Origin of the sequence: Acinetobacter sp. CS-2 (genome assembly GCF_016599715.1) — a bacterium.
In the GTDB taxonomy this organism is placed as follows: domain Bacteria; phylum Pseudomonadota; class Gammaproteobacteria; order Pseudomonadales; family Moraxellaceae; genus Acinetobacter.
Map to the genome: position 1 here is coordinate 1431936 of NZ_CP067019.1, position 18624 is coordinate 1450559.

Genomic DNA, 18624 nt, shown 5'->3' on the forward strand with positions numbered 1-18624 from the left:
GTTGTTTTTTATCTTGTATTCTTGCTTGCTTTTATTCTTACTTGCTTGGCTGTTCTATCGGTTTGTTAAAATTCTTATTCTAGTAGAGCACTTTTACATTGTGTGGCATAGCAGATTCTGGAAAAATGATGGGAACTATGTTTCGAAGTATTAAAATTTGGCCATAATGGGCTATATAACAATTTTCGGGGGCAAATAAAAAGGCATTTAGTTGACTAAATGCCTTCATATAGAGGGTTTAGACTCTATTGTCGCAGTGGTAGATGCTGTAATTCATTTAACTCTTTTCGGCTATAACCTCTTGAAATTAAAACTTTCTTAATTCCAATGATGACTTTTTCATCTGTTGTTTGAGTTAAAGCCTGGATCAATTGTTCATTTGATTTGCAAGAGCAATCATTTTCAACACACGAGATTTGATTCTTGTGTTCGTTTTGCTGTTGATGAGCAGAAAACAGCTTTTGCCAAAAACTCATAGAGCCTTCATACACAACCTAACATAGATCGAAATATATCCAGTTTTTTGAGGAATACAAGTCTACCAAAGCTATAAAAGAATCAATTGAACCTTTAATTTTCCGATAGTAATTGAACACTTTAACGATATTATGAGATTTTCTATTCAGAATTATTTATAAATGATTTATTTTCAATGAAATATAAATGAAGCTCAATTGAGCTTCATTGATGTAAATATATTTACAAACTTAACAAAGAAATAAATTGTTTAAATTTTTTCCAGTAACACACCCGACTCGACGTGATGGGTATAAGGGAACTGATCAAACAAGGCAAATTTGGTCACTTTATGCGTACTCGATAAAGTCTTTAAATTGTCCTGTAAAGTGTCCGGATTACATGAGATATAAATGATCCGTTCAAAACGCTGTAGCAGTTTTAATGTTTCATCATCAATACCTGCACGCGGTGGATCAACAAATACCGTATCGAAGTCATAGCTGGTGATGTCGATTTCTGCTTCCTGCAAGCGACGGAATTCACGTTCGCCATTATAGGCCTCGGTAAATTCTTCAGCCGATAAACGTGCCACCTGAATATTATCAATCTGGTTTTGTTCAATATTCCACTGCGCCGCGTAGACCGATGATTTGGCCAATTCGGTTGCCAGTACGCGATTGAACTTGGTGGACAGTGGCAGGGTAAAGTTGCCATTGCCACAGTACAATTCCAGTAAGTCTTTATCTGACTGTTTGGCCGCATTGCATGCCCATTCCAGCATTTTTTGGCAGACTTGTGCATTCGGCTGGGTAAAGCTGCTTTCGATTTGCTTATATTGATAAGTACGATCGAATACTTTTAACTCTTCCACCACATAATCATCTGTCAAAATGACACGTTGACCACGGCTACGACCATAAATTTTAATGTTGAGCTTATCAGACAGTGCTTTTGCTGCAACTTCCCATTCTGCATTGAGTGGGCAACGGTAAACCAGTGAAACCAGCATTTCACCTTTTAATGTTGCTAGAAAATGAACTTCAAATAAACGCTTAGATAGAATTTCTGTCGCTTTCAGTTCTTTTAACAGAACAGGCATTAAATCGTTAATGCTTTTATCGGCTATCGGGAATTCGTCAATGCGAATCACCTGTTTTTGATTATCTTCACTGCGTTCAAACATCGCATAAAACATATCGTCGTCAGTATGCCAAATCCGAAATTCTGCGCGCATACGGAAGTTTTGTTCAGGCGACTGAAATACTTCTAAAGAAGGGGGATTAAACTCGGCAAATTGAGCAGAAATACGTGCAATCTTGGCATCAAGTTGTAACTGATAAGCTGAAGTCATATGCAGTAAAAATCACAAACACATTGAAAACAGGGATGGTAACAAAGTTTGCCTAAGATGACTAAACTTATTCCCCAATCAGCAGCAGAAATATAGTGATTGAACTCAAATTCAAATGCGCTTTTTTGATATTAAGAATGATAAAGGCAGATTTTTATTCAAAGGAAAAAATCAGGATGGTTTAAATGATTTCAAAACCAAAAAGAAACCAAGTCAACCAGACCAGGGAGAAGTTGACTTGGCAAAGAGGAAACGATACGTCGTTATAGGGTTAAGCGCTGACGTATATTTTTAAGTTTGGGTTGAGGTTAAGGTTTTAATTTAAGGTCATCAGGCTGGCATTACCTCCTGCGGCTGCGGTATTGATACTGATGGCATGCTCAATCACCAATCGTTCTAAAGGAATATTATGATCCAGCGGTTTTAAATGCGTGATGCCAATAATCGCCCCGGAACGGGCAGCAATTTGAGTTTGCAAGTATTGCAGTTGTGCTTTACTGCCGTGATGCAGTACGGCATCAAAATCAGCGCTTTCAATGTTCTGGATTACGGCAAAACGCTGTTCAATTTCTTTGGGCATTTTAGAAAGATATTTGAGCACAAAGGTATTTTCAGCCAGAACCACAGGCTGGCTGCCAACCGCAAAAATTGCCGCCAATTGCTGAATCTGATCCTGTTCCTGATCCGCTAAAGACAGCACGCGTTTTCTTGGCAACACTACATATTGATTGCTTTCACCGGTCGGACCTCGCAATTCATAATGATGGCCAGCACAGAATGCAGGGCACGGTTGCAATTGATATTGAGGGAAGGTTTTTTCTGCCCATTGATAAAACACTTCATATAAAGGCTGATGCGCTGGCTGTGTGGCTTGTGCCTGAGTTGCAAATGGTCGAGCCAGTTTTTTCGCAGAGCAGTGCTGCATCAAACGGTACAGATAAATCGGGCCGCCAGCTTTAGGGCCTGTACCGGACAAGCCTTCACCACCAAAAGGCTGAACACCGACCACCGCACCGACAATATTACGGTTGATATACAAATTGCCGACTTCTGCATGTGCAATGACAGTCTGAATGGTCTCATCAATACGGGTATGCAGTCCCATGGTCAGACCATAACCTTTGGCATTGATCTGCTCAAGCAGCTGTTCTAATTGACCATATTTGTAGCGGATCATATGTAAAACTGGACCAAATACTTCACGCTGCAAATCGTCCAGATTCGGCAATTCAATTAAAGTCGGCGGAATAAAAGTCCCTTGTGCTAGGCTTTGATCCTGTTCAGGATTTAACATCAGTTGATGTACGGAATGACCTTTACCACGCATCTGATCAATATGTTTCTGAATATTGTTTTGTGCTTCAAGATCAATTACCGGGCCGATATCGGTTTTTAATAGCGCGGGATTGCCAACACGCAGTTGTTGCATGGCACCTTTCAGCATATGGATAACACTATCGGCATTGTCTTCTTGCACGCAGAGCACACGCAGGGCAGAACAGCGTTGGCCGGCACTATCATAAGCCGAGCTCACCACATCCAGAATCACCTGTTCGGTCAATGCCGACGAGTCAACAATCATGGCATTTTGCCCACCTGTTTCCGCAATCAGTGGAATAGGATGACCTGATGGACTCAGTCTTTGCGCCAGGGTCTTTTGCAAAATTTTGGCGACTTCGGTTGACCCGGTAAACATGATGCCTTGAATACGCGCATCACTGCTTAATTGTGCACCGACTGTTTCACCTTGCCCCGGCAGTAGCTGTAGCACATCTTGAGGAATGCCGGCTTCCCACAAAATCTGAATCGCTTGCGCTGCAATCAGTGGCGTTTGTTCAGCCGGTTTGGCAATGACAGTATTTCCAGTAACCAGTGCCGCTGAGATTTGTCCGGTAAAAATCGCCAAAGGGAAATTCCATGGACTGATACATAGCACCGTACCCAAGGGTTGAATCACAGCATCTTGATCCATATCGATCATTTGTGTTGCGTAATAACGCAGGAAGTCGACTGCTTCGCGAACTTCGGCAATGGCATTGGCATAGGTTTTGCCACTTTCACGGCATAACAGAATCATCAGTTCCTGCATGCGTGATTGCATGATATCCGCTGCACGCTGTAAGCAAGCGGCACGCGTGTCTTTAGTGGTATTGTTCCATTCAGCTTGAGCATTAACGGCATTTTCTAGGGCCTGATTGACCTGATCAGCACTTGCTTCCTGTACATGACCCACGACATCTAGATGATCGGCAGGATTGACAATAAGAAGTGACTGTGAACTTGCATCCGTTGAGTCATTTTCAACACCGAGGTTTTTACCCAAGACTTGAGCCTGCCATTGATGCTGACTCAGGTTGTGTGCAGTCTGGTTGAGGTCGGTCAGGTCATGATCATTGGCTAAATCCAGACCTGCTGAGTTTGGACGGTTATCGCCGTACAAATCAGGTGCTAGTGGAATAGCCGGGTGTTTCTGACCCACCTGTGATTCTGTGGCTGCATTTTTCAAAATCTCTGCATGCGGATTTTCAATCAGATCTTCAATTTTTAGGCTTTTATCTGCAATGCGGTTGACGAAAGAGGTATTGGCGCCATTTTCCAGTAAACGTCTTACCAGATAAGCCAGTAAGGTTTCATGATTCCCTACAGGGGCATAGATACGGCACGGCACCCCCAGTTTGTTATCCGTTTTATTGCCCACTACCTGTTCATACAGTGGTTCACCCATGCCATGCAGGCACTGGAATTCATATTGGCCACTGTAGTATTGGTTCGGATCGGCCAGATGATAAATGGTTGCAAGAGTCTGGGCATTATGTGTCGCGAACTGCGGGTAAATCTGCTCTGGTGCAGCCAACAGTTTTTTCGCACAGGCAATATAAGACAGGTCGGTATGCACTTTATGGGTAAACACCGGGTAGTCCGTCATGCCTTCAATTTGGGCCTTCTTGATTTCACTATCCCAGTAAGCGCCTTTAACCAGACGAATCATCAGGCGTTTTTGACTGCGTTTGGCTAAGTCCACCACATAGTCCACCACGTAGAAGCAGCGTTTCTGATAGGCCTGAATCACAAACCCAATGCCTTTCCAGTCGGCAAGGCCCGGCTCAAAACACAGTCGCTCTAATAGTTCTAAAGAAATTTCTAGACGCTCAGATTCTTCGGCATCAATGTTCAGGCCAATATTGTAGCGTTTTGCCAGTTCTGCCAATTGCAGTACTTTGGGATACAGCTCCTCATGCACACGGTCAATCTGCGCACGCTGATAACGTGGGTGCAGGGCGGAAAGCTTGATGGAAATACCCGGACCGTCATAGACATCTTTGTCTTTGGAGGCCTGACCAATGGCATGGATAGCATTGCTATAATCCTGGAAATAGCGTTCAGCATCATGTTCGGTCAGCGCGGCTTCACCGAGCATGTCATAAGAATAACGGAAACCTTTATCTTCCAAAGGTTCTGCATGTTCTAGCGCTTCCTGAATGGTTTCACCCGTAACAAACTGCTCGCCCATCATCCGCATGGCGACATCCACAGCTTTACGGATAATCCCGCGACCACTACGGGCTAAAAGCCCTGTGAGCACGCTGGATAAAGTTTTTTGTTTTGGGGTTTCCATCAGTTTTCCGGTCAGCATGAGCCCCCAGGCAGCGGCATTGACAAACATGAGGCTGCTTTGCCCCACATGTTCTTTCCAGTTACCCTGATTGATTTTGTCGCGAATTAGCAAGTCCCGTGTCGCGCTGTCCGGAATCCGTAGCAAGGCTTCAGCCAGACACATCAGGGTAATACCTTCCTGCGAGGAAAGTGAAAACTCTTGCAATAATCCCTGTACGATACCGGCTTTACCGTTCGAGCTTTTACGTTCCCGCAAGCTATGGGCAAGATCGAATGCCAGATCATAAATACGCTGGTTCAGCTGTTCAGAAATCTGGCTATGTTCCAGTAAATGTTCAACACAGTCAGGTTCAGCACGGCGCCAGGCAGTATTTACCTCAACTTCATAATCATTTTTTTCTTTGAATTCGGTAATATATCCAAAGTGAGGTTTTGTCTGGTCAAAGCGGGTTTCAGTGTCCATTATATTCATGCCAACATCCTGTGACTGCCAAATTTTTGTTGAGTAAAATGCTTTATATAATTTATGATTACAGAAATAATGCCGAATAACTCACTATAATTTTGGTTCATTTTAGAGAATAATTCTGATGCACAGCCCGATTTTTACCCTGGACCGAACAGATATCAAAATTTTAGATATTCTGCAAAATGATGGCCGGATTTCGAATATTAAACTGGCCGAAGCGGTAAATTTATCCCCGACCGCAGCTTTGGCAAGGGTACAGAAACTGACCAAAGATGGGTTTATTTTGGGCTATGAAGCCAAGCTGAATCCTGACATGCTTAATGCCAGTTTCGTAGTGTTTGTCGAGATTTTACTGGATAAAACTACCCCCAATGTTTTGGAGGAATTTTCTGATGCAATCATGCAATATCCTGAAATTGTGGAATGTCACATGATCAGTGGCGGATTTGATTTTGTTGTGAAAATCCGCTGTGCCAATATGGAAGAATTTCGGAAAATTTCAGGGCAGGTCCTGTGGCGTCTTCCCGGAATTAAAGAGACACGAAGTTATCCGGTGATGGAAGTGATTAAGGAAAGTTCTAAAATTTATCTGAAAAACAAAGGATAAAAATAAAACAAGGGGCTTAATGCCCCTTGAAGTTTATCTGGTGAAAGAAAATATCCTCAAAGCTTTATCCTGCGTTCTCAGATTGGGCGGGTAGCCCATTTTGCAGTTCTGCCATTTCTTTCTTGTACAATTTGTCTGCTTGCTCGAAACGCTGAAGTACTTCGTGTGACGGAGCTTTTTCTAATAGGCTGACCACGACAATGCTCACAAATGACAGAATAAAACCGGGAATAATTTCATATAATCCGGTGCTGGCCATGGTATTTTTCCACACAATTACCGTAATTGCACCGACAATAATCCCCATGATTGCGCCGTTTAAGGTCATGCGTTTCCAGAACAAGGACAGGATAATCAGCGGGCCAAATGCAGCACCGAAACCGGCCCAGGCATAGGCAACCAGACCTAGAACCTTACTGTTTGGATTGCTTGCCAGAATAATGGCAAGCACTGCAATTGCCAGTACCATCAAGCGTCCAACCCAGACCAGTTCTTTTTGCGAAGCATTTTTGCGCAGGAAGGCTTTGTATAAATCTTCCGTCAGGGTGCTTGAGCAGACCAAAAGCTGACAGCTCAGGGTACTCATTACCGCAGCTAAAATTGCTGCCAAAATTATGCCTGCAATCCAGGGATTAAACAGGATTTTGGTCAGTTCCATAAAAATGGTTTCAGGATTCTGGGAAACCACGCCGGCAAGTTCTGCATGCTGCTGGAAGTAAGCAATGCCAATGAAACCGGCACCGACTGCACCCCCTAAACATAGAATCATCCAGCTCATGCCAATTCGACGTGCCGCCGGAATTGTCTTGACCGAATCTGCTGCCATAAAACGCACCAGAATATGTGGCTGTCCAAAATAGCCTAAGCCCCAAGCCATAGATGATAAAATGGCGACTGTACTTAATCCTGAAAGCATATTGGTGGCATGTGGACGAGCTGTTTCAATCACTGTGGCCAACTGCTGGCTATGATCACCGATGGCCATATAAGCCATAATAGGAGTAAGCAGCAGCGCGAAAATCATCAGTCCTGCTTGAAAGGTATCGGTCCAGCTAATTGCTAGGAAACCACCAATGCATACATAGCTGATGGTGGCGATTGCACTGATCCAGAGCGCTGTCGTGTAAGACATGCCAAAAATACTTTCGAATAATCGTGCACCTGCCACCATGCCTGATGCACAGTAAATGGAGAAAAATACCAGGATTACCAGAGCCGAGATCATCCGTAGCACACGTTTGCGGTCACCAAAACGACTGGTGAAATAGTCCGGCAGGGTTAAAGCATTGTTCTGCACTTCGGTATGGACACGTAAGCGACCGGCGACTAACAGCCAGTTCAGCCATGCGCCAATAATCAGGCCAATCGCAATCCAGGCTTCCGACAAACCTGAAAGATAGATCGCACCGGGTAAACCCATGAGCAACCAGCCACTCATATCGGAAGCTCCTGCAGAAAGGGCGGTGACCACGCTGCCCAGACTGCGTCCTCCGAGAATGTAATCTGAAAAGTCGGAGGTGGCTTTATAGGCATACAGTCCTATACCAACCATGGCAATAATATAAAAAATAAATGTGATGAGGGTGGGGTTAAGTTCACTCATGGGCGCATCCTTATGTCCTTATGAATAACATCTTTCCAAGATGATTTTTTGTGCAGGTTCAGTCAGGCGCTGATTCAACCATAAAATTGAAATTACCTTCTGTAACATTTCTAAGGGATTTAATCGCGTGTTATGTAGCGGAATGTATTTTCAGATACAATTGATAAAAAATTAATAAAATAAATAACTTATAAGTGTGTAACTTAATGTCATTCATCTTGTGCGAATAATTGTCTACTTTAAATTAGAAATAACGCTCAAAAATTTTTGCGCCTGATTTTTTAGTGATGAAAATTGGAAGCGCTAAGGTAGTTACAAATGCTTACATTTGCTACAGAGTCCATGTATTTGGTTAAAGAGCATTGCCAAATAAATATCTTTTTACAATATTTAAAATAGCGTAAAGCCTTAATATTTTTTCAATTGCACAATTCTAGTGCATACATGTGAGTATATATAAAGTGACAACAGTTCAACCCGACAATACAAGAATAGAGCGTGATTTATTGGGAGCAAAAGAAGTTCCCGCCGAGTGTTATTATGGCATTCATACTGTAAGGGCTCTGGAGAATTTCCAGATTTCTAATCAGAAGGTGGGAAGTCAGCTTCACTTTATCCGTGCTTTGGCACAAGTCAAAAAAGCCTCTGCCCAAGCCAATTTAGAATTTGGCAAAATTTCAGAACAGGTTAGTCAGGCCATACAATTTGCCTGTAATGCATTAATCGAATCGCCTGAACAATGGAGTGAAGCTTTTCCTTTAGATATTTATCAGGGGGGCGCAGGAACCTCCATTAATATGAACACCAATGAAGTCTTGGCCAATATTGCCTTGGAGCATTTGGGTTTTCATAAGGGGCAATATGAACATATTCATCCGAATGATCATGTCAATAAATCGCAATCCACCAATGATGTCTATCCGACGGCACTGCGTTTAGCCACTTATTATAGTCTGGACAATTTGTTGCTTCAGATTCAAAAAATAGTTGATAGCTTATATATCAAGGCGACAGAGTTTCAATTTGTGGTAAAAATGGGACGTACCCAGCTGCAAGATGCGGTTCCGATGACTTTGGGACAAGAGTTCCGTGCATTTGCTACCTTATTAAAGGAAGATATACATCTGATTCAACGTACCCGTGAGCTTTTACTGGAAGTGAATCTGGGGGCCACAGCCATTGGAACAGGAGTGAATACACCCCAAGGTTATGCCCATGCAGCGATTCAATCCTTAAACAAAATTACCGGCTTGAATCTGGTGGGTGCAGAAGACTATGTCGAAGCCACCAGCGATTGCGGGGTATTTATTATTTTATCCAGTACGCTTAAACGTCTGGCGGTAAAACTTTCAAAAATTTGTAATGATTTACGCCTATTAAGTTCGGGACCGCGTGCCGGACTGGGTGAAATTCGTTTACCCGAATTACAGGCGGGTTCATCCATTATGCCAGCCAAGATTAACCCTGTGATTCCTGAAGTGGTGAACCAAATTGCCTATAAAGTGATTGGTAATGATTTAACTGTGACTCTGGCAGCAGAAGCCGGGCAATTACAACTCAATGTCATGGAACCGGTGATTGCTGTTGCAATTAATGAGTCGATTGAACTTCTCACCCAAGCGGTGGTCAGCCTTGACCGTAAATGTATTCAAGGTATTCAGGCCAATGAGCAGGTCTGTTATGACGCTGTAATGCGCAGTGTCGGCATTGTCACTTTGCTGGATCCGATTTTAGGACATGCCAAATGTGATGAAATTGGGAAACAGTGCATTGCTGAAAATAAAACTATTCAGCAGGTGGTTTTGGAAAGGGAATTACTGACTCAAGCACAGCTGGATGAAATTTTTGCTTTTAGTAATCTGGTTTCAGAAGTAAGCTTACAGCATGAACCTTTGGCACAGGTTGGCTAATTGCTGGCTACAAAAATTTAATCATGATCTGAATAAAAAAGGTCGCAATTTAAACAGCGATCTTTTTTATGAAAAAATAGGGGTGAAGATGATGCAGCTCAGGGTTAAAATAGCTGGGATTTTTTCTATATGCCATGCTCATGCTGAATAAACTTGCCGGACTATTTACAGGTTCAGGACTGCTTAAAAGTTCAAAACCTTCTCCTGAACAGCTGTATCTTCAAGAAAATAATATCCAGTTTGATCCGGAACAGGGCTATATTGTGGATGGAATCGTGGTCAATCAGCTGTCTGAACGTTTGGCTTATTTTTCCAATCGCAAATTGAACAGCTTTGATGATTTAAAAACTTTATATTTTACTGCCATTCTGATTAATGAAAAAATTGATCTGGAAATTGCCAGTCAGCGTTTTGTTGCACGTTTGGGTAATACTGAAGAAAACCTGTTACAGTTCAAGCAGATCATTCAGAAACTAAATGATTACTATCGTAATTTCCTGCGCGAAAAATAATTGGACAAAGACTTATGTGCTCGGCATCTAAAAGGATTTAGATGCGATCATTTGCTGTATATAAAAATAACTCAACCAAGAAAAAACCCATGCTAATATACGGTCCATGTCATTTAGACCAAAAGCTATATACATGTTCCAACAAGAAATTTCTCAACTCCATCTGCAACAGTTAAAAGCAGGCGAAAAACGCTGGGTCGGTAATTTACAAGGCTCATCTGCCGCTTTACTCTTCAAAGAAATTGCCACACAAAGCAAGCAATTATTCATTTTGGTGGCCAAAAATAATCAGCATTTGGGACAGTTGGAAAGTGAACTGGAATTTTACGGGATTAAACCGACGATTTTCCCGGATTGGGAAATTTTGCCTTATGACCGTTTGTCTCCCCATCAGGATATTGTGTCAGAGCGGCTTTCCATTTTATCCAATATGCCGAAGCAGGGCGTGCTGCTTTTATCTGCATCAACTTTGGCACAGCGTGTTGCACCGGCTTCATGGGTATTGGGCGAACATTTTGATATTCAAGTGGGACAGAAATTTGAACTTGAACAACAGAAACTGCGTTTAATCCAGGCCGGTTATCATCTGGTCGATACCGTTTATGATCATGGTGAATTTGCTGTGCGTGGCAGCATTATGGATATTTACGCGTCCGGTCAAAGTGCACCCATTCGTATTGATCTGTTTGATGATGAAATTGAAAGCTTAAAGTTTTTTGATCCTGAAACTCAAAGAACAACCCAAACGCTACAACAGTTTTCTGTATTACCTGCCAAGGAGTTTCCGCTTAAAGAAGGACGCGCCACTTTCCGTGACCGTTATGCGGAAAAATTTCCCACAACAAATCCGAAGAAAAATCCAATCTATCAAGATGCATTAGAAGGTATTGCCTCACCAGGACTGGAGTTTTATTTTCCCTTATTCTTTAGTAAAGAGGCGATGCAAACGCAAAGTACCCTCATGGCGTACTTACCTAAGAATGGCATTGTCATTACAGATAAGCATCTGGAGGAAGGGTTAACCAGTTTCTGGAAAGATGTGCTGCATCGTTATGAAGACCGCCGTCATAATGTCGAGCAGCCTATTTTGCCGCCAGAAGACATCTTTTTGCAGCCGAATCAGGTGTTGGAGCAGTTGAATCAGTTCGCCAGAATTATTGCCTCAACAGAAACATTCGCTGAAAAAAGCGGTGTGATTAATTTCAATATGGAAACTCCACCGCGCTTACCGGTAGATCCAAAACAGGAAAAACCGTTTTCTGCGGTTAAAAAATATATTGATGCTGCCAATCATCCGGTCCTGCTGGTGGCTGAAAGTGCCGGACGCCGTGAAACACTCAAAGATGCCTTGCGTCCAGCGCTGGGAGATATTCCCAATGTTGAAAATTATGCACAATTCACAAGCTCTTTACATGCTATAGCCATTACCAGTGCACCGCTGGATCGGGGTCTGGTCATTCCAGATCAGCTCACCATCATCTCGGAAAACCAGCTCTATGAACATCGGGTGGTGCAGCGCCGCCGCAAGCGTCAGCAAGAAGTATCCGAAGAATTCCTGATTCGCAGTTTAACTGAACTGAGTATTGGTGCCCCTGTGGTGCATATCGATCATGGGGTCGGACGTTATGCCGGCCTGGTCACTTTAAGCATTGACGACCAGGAACATGAATTTTTACAGCTGGATTATGCTGATGCTGCCAAGGTCTATGTTCCGGTCACCAATCTGCATTTAATCAGCCGTTATAGCGGCGGCGATCCGGACTTGGCACCTTTGCATAAACTGGGAACCGATGCCTGGAGCAAGGCAAAACGTAAAGCGCTGGAGCAAATCCATGATGTTGCTGCTGAACTGCTGCATATTCAGGCACGCCGTCACTCTAAACCCGGTTTTAGCTTTGAACTGGAACAAAGTCCATATATGCAGTTTGCCAGCGGCTTTGCCTATGAAGAAACCTTGGATCAGGCCAATGCCATTGAAGCAACTTTGCACGACATGCAGCTGGCCAAACCGATGGATCGTCTGGTATGTGGTGATGTTGGTTTTGGTAAGACTGAAGTGGCGATGCGTGCAGCATTTGTTGCAGTGCAAAACAACAAGCAGGTGGCGGTTCTGGTTCCGACGACCTTGCTGGCACAGCAGCATTATGAATCGTTTAAAGACCGTTTTGCCGACTGGCCGATCCGTATTGAAGTACTGTCACGGTTTGGTTCGAGCAAATCCCATAGCAAAACCATTGAAGACCTGGCTGATGGTAAAGTCGATATTGTGATTGGTACACATAAAATTTTGCAGCAGAATATCCAGTTTAAAAATCTGGGCCTGATGATTGTCGATGAAGAGCATCGTTTTGGGGTACGTGATAAAGAACGTATTAAAGCTATGCGTGCAGATGTCGATATGCTGACTCTCACCGCGACGCCAATTCCACGAACTTTAAATATGGCCTTTAGCGGGATGCGCGACCTTTCGATTATCGCTACACCGCCTGCACGTCGTCTGGCTGTGAAAACCTTTGTACAGGAACAGACCAGTGAATCCATTAAAGAGGCGATTCTGCGTGAATTGCTGCGCGGTGGACAGGTATATTTCCTGCATAATGAAGTGGATACCATTGAGCGTACTGCTGAAAATATTCGTGAACTGGTGCCTGAGGCCCGGGTGGCGGTTGCTCATGGCCAAATGCGGGAACGTGAACTGGAGCAGGTGATGCAGCAGTTCTATCATAAAGAATACAATGTGCTGGTCTGTTCAACCATTATTGAAACCGGGATTGACGTTCCCAATGCCAATACCATTTTAATTGAACGCGCTGATAAGCTGGGACTTGCCCAGTTGCACCAATTACGGGGCCGTGTCGGACGTTCACACCATCAAGCTTATGCCTACTTGCTGGTACCTTCAATCAAGGGGTTAAAGGGAGATGCAGAGAAACGTCTGGATGCGATTCAGCGCGCATCGAATTTAGGGGCCGGTTTCATGCTGGCGACGGAAGATCTGGAAATTCGTGGTGCCGGTGAACTGTTGGGCGAACAGCAAAGTGGCTCCATGCAGGCGATTGGTTATAGCCTGTATATGGAAATGCTGGAAAAAGCCACCAAAGCCATCCAAAAAGGCAAAACCCCGAATTTCGATGCACCATTGTCCCTGATTGCGGAAATCAATCTACATATGCCAGCCTTGATTCCAGATGAATATCTGGGAGATGTGCATCAGCGCCTATTGTTCTATAAACGCATCAGTAATACCGATACCCAGGAAAAACTCGATAATATCCGCATGGAGCTGATTGACCGGTTTGGTGTGCCACCGCAGCCAGTGAAGCAGTTATTTGCTGTGCATCAGATTCGTTTGAAAGCGGAGCAGCTGGGCATTACCAAAATTGATATCAGTGCTAACGGTGGTCATATTGAATTTTCACCAGAAACACCAGTACAGGCCATCAGTATTATTCAAATGATGCAAAAACATCCGACCTTTTTCCGCATGGATGGCGGGCAACGCCTGAAAGTCATGGTCATGCTGGAAGATTATCAAAAGCGTATCCAGTTTATTATCGATTTATTGGACAGTTTATTGAAAGAAATTCATTGATTTGACAGGGAGTGTATAAGATTTATGCACTCGCTTTGCAATTTGTGCAGATTTTTAAAAATCGTGAGATGAAGCGCTTGATTTTTTAAAGAAATTTATTAAATTCGTGAATGTTCATGCGTTCATTGCAAATAGTGGTTTATTTGTAATGAAACACATTGCATAGAATATTCACGCCCCATTGGATGTGATAGTATTAGCCATCATTCTAATTTTGCATAATTTATAAAGATATGTTTAGTTTGCATCCACAACTTGCTCAAGATACTTTTTTTGTAGGCGACTTTCCACTGTCAACATGTCGTTTAATGAATGATATGCAATTTCCGTGGCTCATATTAATTCCACGCGTGCCGGGCGTGAGCGAATTATATGAATTAAGTCAGGCTGACCAGGAACAGTTCCTGCGTGAATCGAGCTGGTTATCGAGTCAGCTTGCACGCGTATTCCGCGCAGACAAAATGAATGTGGCCGCTCTTGGGAATATGGTTCCACAATTGCATTTTCATCATGTCGTGCGCTATAAAAATGACGTGGCTTGGCCAAAACCAGTATGGGGTACTCCAGCTATTCCTTATACCAATGAAGTTCTTGCACATATGCGTCAAACCTTGATGCTCGCATTGCGTGGTCAGGGTGATATGCCATTTGACTGGCGTATGGATTAATTCCAAGCCATTGAAAGCCATAGTATGGAATTTATGGTGTCAAGACTCGAATCAGGAGTGATTGAGTGTCATTAGACGACTGGATTAGAAAAGAACCCAGACAATTTGAGTATTTCCATCGTTTGATGGGATATATGATGTTGTCTTTACTCGTTACTGTCTACCATTACACGGCTTCTGACACCCAATACCAGATTTATATTCCTTTTTTCCTGTTGTTCATTTTTCTGATTACGCCAAGATTATCGACCTGGCTGCAGTATCGTTATAATTCCAATATAAAACGCAGTGTCTTGTTTATTACCGATGTAGTTGTTATTTCGGTTATTTTATCTGCTATTCATTTAAACCTGGTTCTGACTTTCATTTCACTGTTTGTCATTTTATATACCGCAATCACCAACAAGATTTCTTTTTTAGCTGTGTCATTGGCAAGCCTGATTGGAATCGCAAATTTTTATCTGTGTAATATTCTGATTTTTGGTTTTGGTGAGTATTTTGAACAAACCACTGGTGAGTTAACCGTTTTAGGTTTTATCTGTTTAATTACTTTTTTTGGTGTGGGTAGTTTTTATCAAAGCAGCCAGATTCAACATATCAGTAATCGTCGAACCTATTATTACGATCAAATGAATCGTTATATGGAGTTCGCAAATCAGCTGAGCCGATATGCACCTGTGCAGTTGTGGCAATCGATCATGAAAGGTGAGTCGGAAGCCAAAATTGAATACAAACGTAAGAAAATGACCATTTTCTTTTCAGATATTCAAGGTTTTACCGAACTTTCAGAAACGCTTATTCCAGATGATTTGGCATTCCTGCTCAATGACTATTTAAGTCATATGACTGAAATTGCCAAGCAGTATGAAGCGACTGTCGACAAGTTTATGGGTGATGCGATCCTGATTTTCTTTGGTGATCCAATCTCGCAAGGGGTGGAGCAAGATGCCAAAACTTGTCTAGACATGGCAATTGATATGCGTCAACAAATGAAACTGCTGCGTGAACGCTGGATCAAGATGGGCTATCCGGCTTTGCATATCCGTATGGGGATTAGTACTGGTTATTGTCACGTAGGGAACTATGGCGCAGCACATCGTATGGCATATACCATTGTTGGACGTGATGCCAATCTGGCAGCACGGCTGCAAAGTGCGGCAGCAGTCGATGAAATCCTGATTTCAGATGAAACCTATAATTTAATTAAAAATGACTATTTATGTGCGCCGAAAAAACCTATTACGCTTAAAGGGATTCACGGTCCGGTAAAGACCTGGCAAGTTATGGAAAAATATACCTCGCGTAAATTGGATTATCAGCGCTGGTTTGATTATGAGTACAAGGGTTTCCATTTGTTGCTGAATCTGGATGAGGTTCAAAATTATGAATATCCAGAGTTGATCCAAGTTTTGGAAAAGATGATTAAGCGGATTCAAAAACAGCAAAAATTGACCAACTCAGAAGGTATTGTTCGACTCAATCTGGAAGATGTGATTGAAGATGAGAAGGACGAGCAATACCACTAAAAATCATGATTGAGATGATGTTTACAGATAAAAAAACCACGCGATTGCGTGGTTTTTTATGAGCGAAAATCTTAATGATTTTCTGAGGCGTGATTGATGGTATATTTGGGAATTTCGACTTCCAAATCTTCATCGACAATTTTCACTTGGCATGAAAGGCGTGAATCCGGTTCCAGACCCCAGGCACGATCTAGTAAATCTGCTTCTACATCTGTCATTTCTTCGAGGCTGTCAAAACCTTTGCGAACTACGACATGACAGGTGGTACAAGCACAAGACATATCACATGCATGTTCAATCTTGATACCATTTTTTAACAGGCTTTCGCACAGGTTGGCATCCTGTTCAACTTCGAACTCGGCACCATTAGGGCAAATTTGCGCATGTGGAAGAACTTTAATACGTGGCATAATTTTTTCCTGTTTATTGGTCCGAGTTTGACCAGTCATCAAGTTTAGTGCCTTTCAAAGCTGCATCAATATGTTGGTTCATGCGTGCAGCAGCAAAAGCATCACTGTGTATTTTAAGCTGTTCTACAGCTTGTTCAATCGCTTTAATATCGGTGGTTTCGAGTTGAGCCTCAAGTTGAGCTTTGGCTTGATTTAACGATACTAACTGTTCAGCAGTTAATAGCTGGGCATCCACTTTTAGGGCTTGTTCCAGTGCTTCCAGCTCACGTTTTGCTTCAACCTTGGTTTCTTGCAAATGACGAAGATGTTTATCTTCTTCCGCATATTTGAAGCCATCAATCAGTAAGCGTTCGGTATCGGCATCAGATAAACCATAAGAAGGTTTAATGTCGATTTGAGCATGTACACCAGACGTGGTTTCCTTGGCAGCAACAGTTAACAGGCCATCGGCATCAACCTGAAAAGTGACTTCAATACGTGCCTGACCGGCAGTCATTGGCGGAATGCCATGCAAGACAAAGCGACCCAAACTACGGCAGTGTTCCACCAGATCACGTTCACCTTGTACCACATGAATCAACATGGCAGTCTGGCCATCCTGATAAGTAGTGAATTCCTGACGACGCGCCACAGGAATGGCCGTATTGCGTGAGATTAAACGCTCCACCAGACCACCCATGGTTTCCAGACCGAGTGATAAAGGGGTAACGTCTAATAACAATGAACCATCTTTGGAGTTGCCAATGAGCTGATTCGCTGTAATAGAGGCACCAATTGCGACCACCTCGTCCGGGTTGATGGTGCATAGCGGTTCCTGATTGAAGACTTCACGAACAGCCTTTTGCACCGCATAAGAGCGAGTAGAACCACCTACAAGCACGACATTTTTAATGTCATCCAGTTCAAGTTTGGCATCACGCATCACGCGTTTACATACGCTGATGGTTTTGTCTAAAGCAACTTTAATGATGTCTTCAAATGTAGCACGGTCTAAAGTCAGAGCCTGATCTAAAACTTTCAGTTCAACTGACTCGGCATCTGACAAGGCTTCTTTTGCTTTACGTGCAGAAACAATAAAATGTGCATATTCGGCATCATCTAAGGTTTCAATATTCAGTTGTTTTTTAGCCCATTTCACAATTAGGCGATCCAGGTCATCACCACCTAAAGCAGTATGTCCGCCAGTCGCTAAAACTTCGAATACACCTTGGGAAAAACGCAGGATAGATACGTCAAAAGTACCGCCACCCAGGTCATAAATCACATAATTTTGATCGTGAGCGAGATTGGTTTCCTGGTCTAGGCCATAAGCCACAGCCGCAGCAGTAGGCTCATTCAGTAGACGTAAAACATTTAAACCGGCCAGTTGGGCAGCATCACGTGTTGCCTGACGTTGTGCCTCATCAAAATAGGCTGGAACAGTGATTACCGCACCATTCACTTCATTTTTTAAACTGTCTTCAGCACGGTCTTTCAGCTGTTTTAGAATTTCTGCAGAAATCTCGACAGGAGTTTTACGGCCTTGTGCAGTTTCAAAAGCAGGCATCTGATTGTCTTCACCCACCAAAGTGTAAGGGTGCTGGAATTTGATGTCTGTTTTCGAGCGTCCCATAAAACGTTTCACGGAGACAATGGTGTTTTTAGGATCTGTAGTAGTAAACGGCTTGGCTTCATCACCATAATGGGTGGTGTTATGGCTGTAGTGAACAATAGAGGGAAGTAACACTCGGCCTTGTTCGTCGTTCAGAACTTTAGCTTTACCGGAAAGTACTGTGGCAACCAATGAATGCGTAGTACCCAAGTCGATACCAATTGCAATGCGGTGTTCATGCGGTGCACTTGATTGACCGGGTTCTGCAATTTGCAAGAGAGCCATTGTGTTACATCCTTAGAACTAAAAAT

General features: G+C 43.0%; 13 protein-coding genes. 7 read left to right on the forward strand and 6 right to left on the reverse strand.

The genetic code is table 11. The annotated features are described in order from the left end of the window. Window positions 1-245 precede the first annotated feature (245 nt). Window positions 246-476 (reverse strand): hypothetical protein, encoded by a 231-nt coding sequence (locus tag JFY49_RS07150; protein ID WP_086196359.1) that lies wholly within the window; start codon window positions 474-476, stop codon window positions 246-248. Window positions 477-727: 251 nt separating this feature from the next. Next, a complete protein-coding gene (gene trmA / locus JFY49_RS07155) occupies window positions 728-1810 on the reverse strand; it encodes a tRNA (uridine(54)-C5)-methyltransferase TrmA (protein WP_166168278.1) in 1083 nt (360 codons plus the stop codon). 115 nt (window positions 1811-1925) lie between these two features. Between trmA and JFY49_RS07160 the strand changes: the two genes are divergently transcribed. Then, complete coding sequence (locus tag JFY49_RS07160; RefSeq protein ID WP_200224637.1) at window positions 1926-2105, forward strand: hypothetical protein; 180 nt, start codon at window positions 1926-1928, stop codon at window positions 2103-2105. 21 nt (window positions 2106-2126) lie between these two features. Here the strand turns inward: JFY49_RS07160 and putA are convergent, their stop codons facing one another. After that, complete coding sequence (putA, locus tag JFY49_RS07165) at window positions 2127-5897, reverse strand: trifunctional transcriptional regulator/proline dehydrogenase/L-glutamate gamma-semialdehyde dehydrogenase (RefSeq protein WP_200224638.1); 3771 nt, start codon at window positions 5895-5897, stop codon at window positions 2127-2129. Window positions 5898-6015: 118 nt separating this feature from the next. Between putA and JFY49_RS07170 the strand changes: the two genes are divergently transcribed. After that, window positions 6016-6501, forward strand: coding sequence for an Lrp/AsnC ligand binding domain-containing protein (locus JFY49_RS07170; RefSeq protein WP_200224640.1), 486 nt, complete (start codon window positions 6016-6018; stop codon window positions 6499-6501). A 64-nt stretch (window positions 6502-6565) separates the two neighbouring features. Here the strand turns inward: JFY49_RS07170 and putP are convergent, their stop codons facing one another. Beyond that, complete coding sequence (putP, locus tag JFY49_RS07175) at window positions 6566-8104, reverse strand: sodium/proline symporter PutP (protein ID WP_200224641.1); 1539 nt, start codon at window positions 8102-8104, stop codon at window positions 6566-6568. A gap of 461 nt (window positions 8105-8565) precedes the next feature. On the opposite strand from putP, the gene aspA reads away from it, so the two are divergent. The 5 genes from aspA to JFY49_RS07200 all read left to right on the forward strand — a co-directional run bounded on the left by aspA (window position 8566) and on the right by JFY49_RS07200 (window position 16312). After that, window positions 8566-10014, forward strand: a complete 1449-nt coding sequence (aspA, locus tag JFY49_RS07180; protein ID WP_200224826.1) for an aspartate ammonia-lyase — start codon at window positions 8566-8568, stop codon at window positions 10012-10014. Window positions 10015-10154: 140 nt separating this feature from the next. Further along, the gene (locus JFY49_RS07185; RefSeq protein WP_200224642.1) at window positions 10155-10526 is read left to right on the forward strand and encodes a hypothetical protein; all 372 of its coding nucleotides are present in this window, start codon (window positions 10155-10157) and stop codon (window positions 10524-10526) included. Window positions 10527-10659: 133 nt separating this feature from the next. Further along, on the forward strand, window positions 10660-14118 hold the full coding sequence (gene mfd, locus JFY49_RS07190; protein WP_200224643.1) for a transcription-repair coupling factor: 3459 nt from the start codon (window positions 10660-10662) through the stop codon (window positions 14116-14118). Window positions 14119-14351: 233 nt separating this feature from the next. Next, the gene (locus JFY49_RS07195) at window positions 14352-14786 is read left to right on the forward strand and encodes an HIT domain-containing protein (RefSeq protein ID WP_200224644.1); all 435 of its coding nucleotides are present in this window, start codon (window positions 14352-14354) and stop codon (window positions 14784-14786) included. 65 nt (window positions 14787-14851) lie between these two features. Continuing rightward, window positions 14852-16312: an adenylate/guanylate cyclase domain-containing protein gene (locus JFY49_RS07200; protein WP_180043345.1), complete on the forward strand. Its 1461-nt coding sequence runs from the start codon at window positions 14852-14854 to the stop codon at window positions 16310-16312. Between the two features lie 71 nt (window positions 16313-16383). Here the strand turns inward: JFY49_RS07200 and fdx are convergent, their stop codons facing one another. Both fdx and hscA read right to left on the reverse strand, forming a co-directional pair. After that, window positions 16384-16722 carry an ISC system 2Fe-2S type ferredoxin gene (fdx, locus tag JFY49_RS07205; protein WP_086174266.1) on the reverse strand — a complete coding sequence of 113 codons (339 nt, stop codon included), beginning with the start codon at window positions 16720-16722 and terminating at the stop codon, window positions 16384-16386. A 13-nt stretch (window positions 16723-16735) separates the two neighbouring features. Next, window positions 16736-18598 (reverse strand): Fe-S protein assembly chaperone HscA, encoded by a 1863-nt coding sequence (gene hscA, locus JFY49_RS07210; RefSeq protein WP_180043343.1) that lies wholly within the window; start codon window positions 18596-18598, stop codon window positions 16736-16738. Between the last annotated feature and the right edge of the window lie 26 nt (window positions 18599-18624).

Bases quoted from the DNA above. Each gene is read 5' to 3' on its own strand.
- JFY49_RS07150 (WP_086196359.1), bottom strand. From the start codon at position 476: ATGAGTTTTTGGCAAAAGCTGTTTTCTGCTCATCAACAGCAAAACGAA.
- trmA (WP_166168278.1), bottom strand. From the start codon at position 1,810: ATGACTTCAGCTTATCAGTTACAACTTGATGCCAAGATTGCACGTATT.
- JFY49_RS07160 (WP_200224637.1), top strand. From the start codon at position 1,926: ATGCGCTTTTTTGATATTAAGAATGATAAAGGCAGATTTTTATTCAAA.
- putA (WP_200224638.1), bottom strand. From the start codon at position 5,897: ATGAATATAATGGACACTGAAACCCGCTTTGACCAGACAAAACCTCAC.
- JFY49_RS07170 (WP_200224640.1), top strand. From the start codon at position 6,016: ATGCACAGCCCGATTTTTACCCTGGACCGAACAGATATCAAAATTTTA.
- putP (WP_200224641.1), bottom strand. From the start codon at position 8,104: ATGAGTGAACTTAACCCCACCCTCATCACATTTATTTTTTATATTATT.
- JFY49_RS07185 (WP_200224642.1), top strand. From the start codon at position 10,155: ATGCTGAATAAACTTGCCGGACTATTTACAGGTTCAGGACTGCTTAAA.
- mfd (WP_200224643.1), top strand. From the start codon at position 10,660: ATGTTCCAACAAGAAATTTCTCAACTCCATCTGCAACAGTTAAAAGCA.
- JFY49_RS07195 (WP_200224644.1), top strand. From the start codon at position 14,352: ATGTTTAGTTTGCATCCACAACTTGCTCAAGATACTTTTTTTGTAGGC.
- fdx (WP_086174266.1), bottom strand. From the start codon at position 16,722: ATGCCACGTATTAAAGTTCTTCCACATGCGCAAATTTGCCCTAATGGT.
- hscA (WP_180043343.1), bottom strand. From the start codon at position 18,598: ATGGCTCTCTTGCAAATTGCAGAACCCGGTCAATCAAGTGCACCGCAT.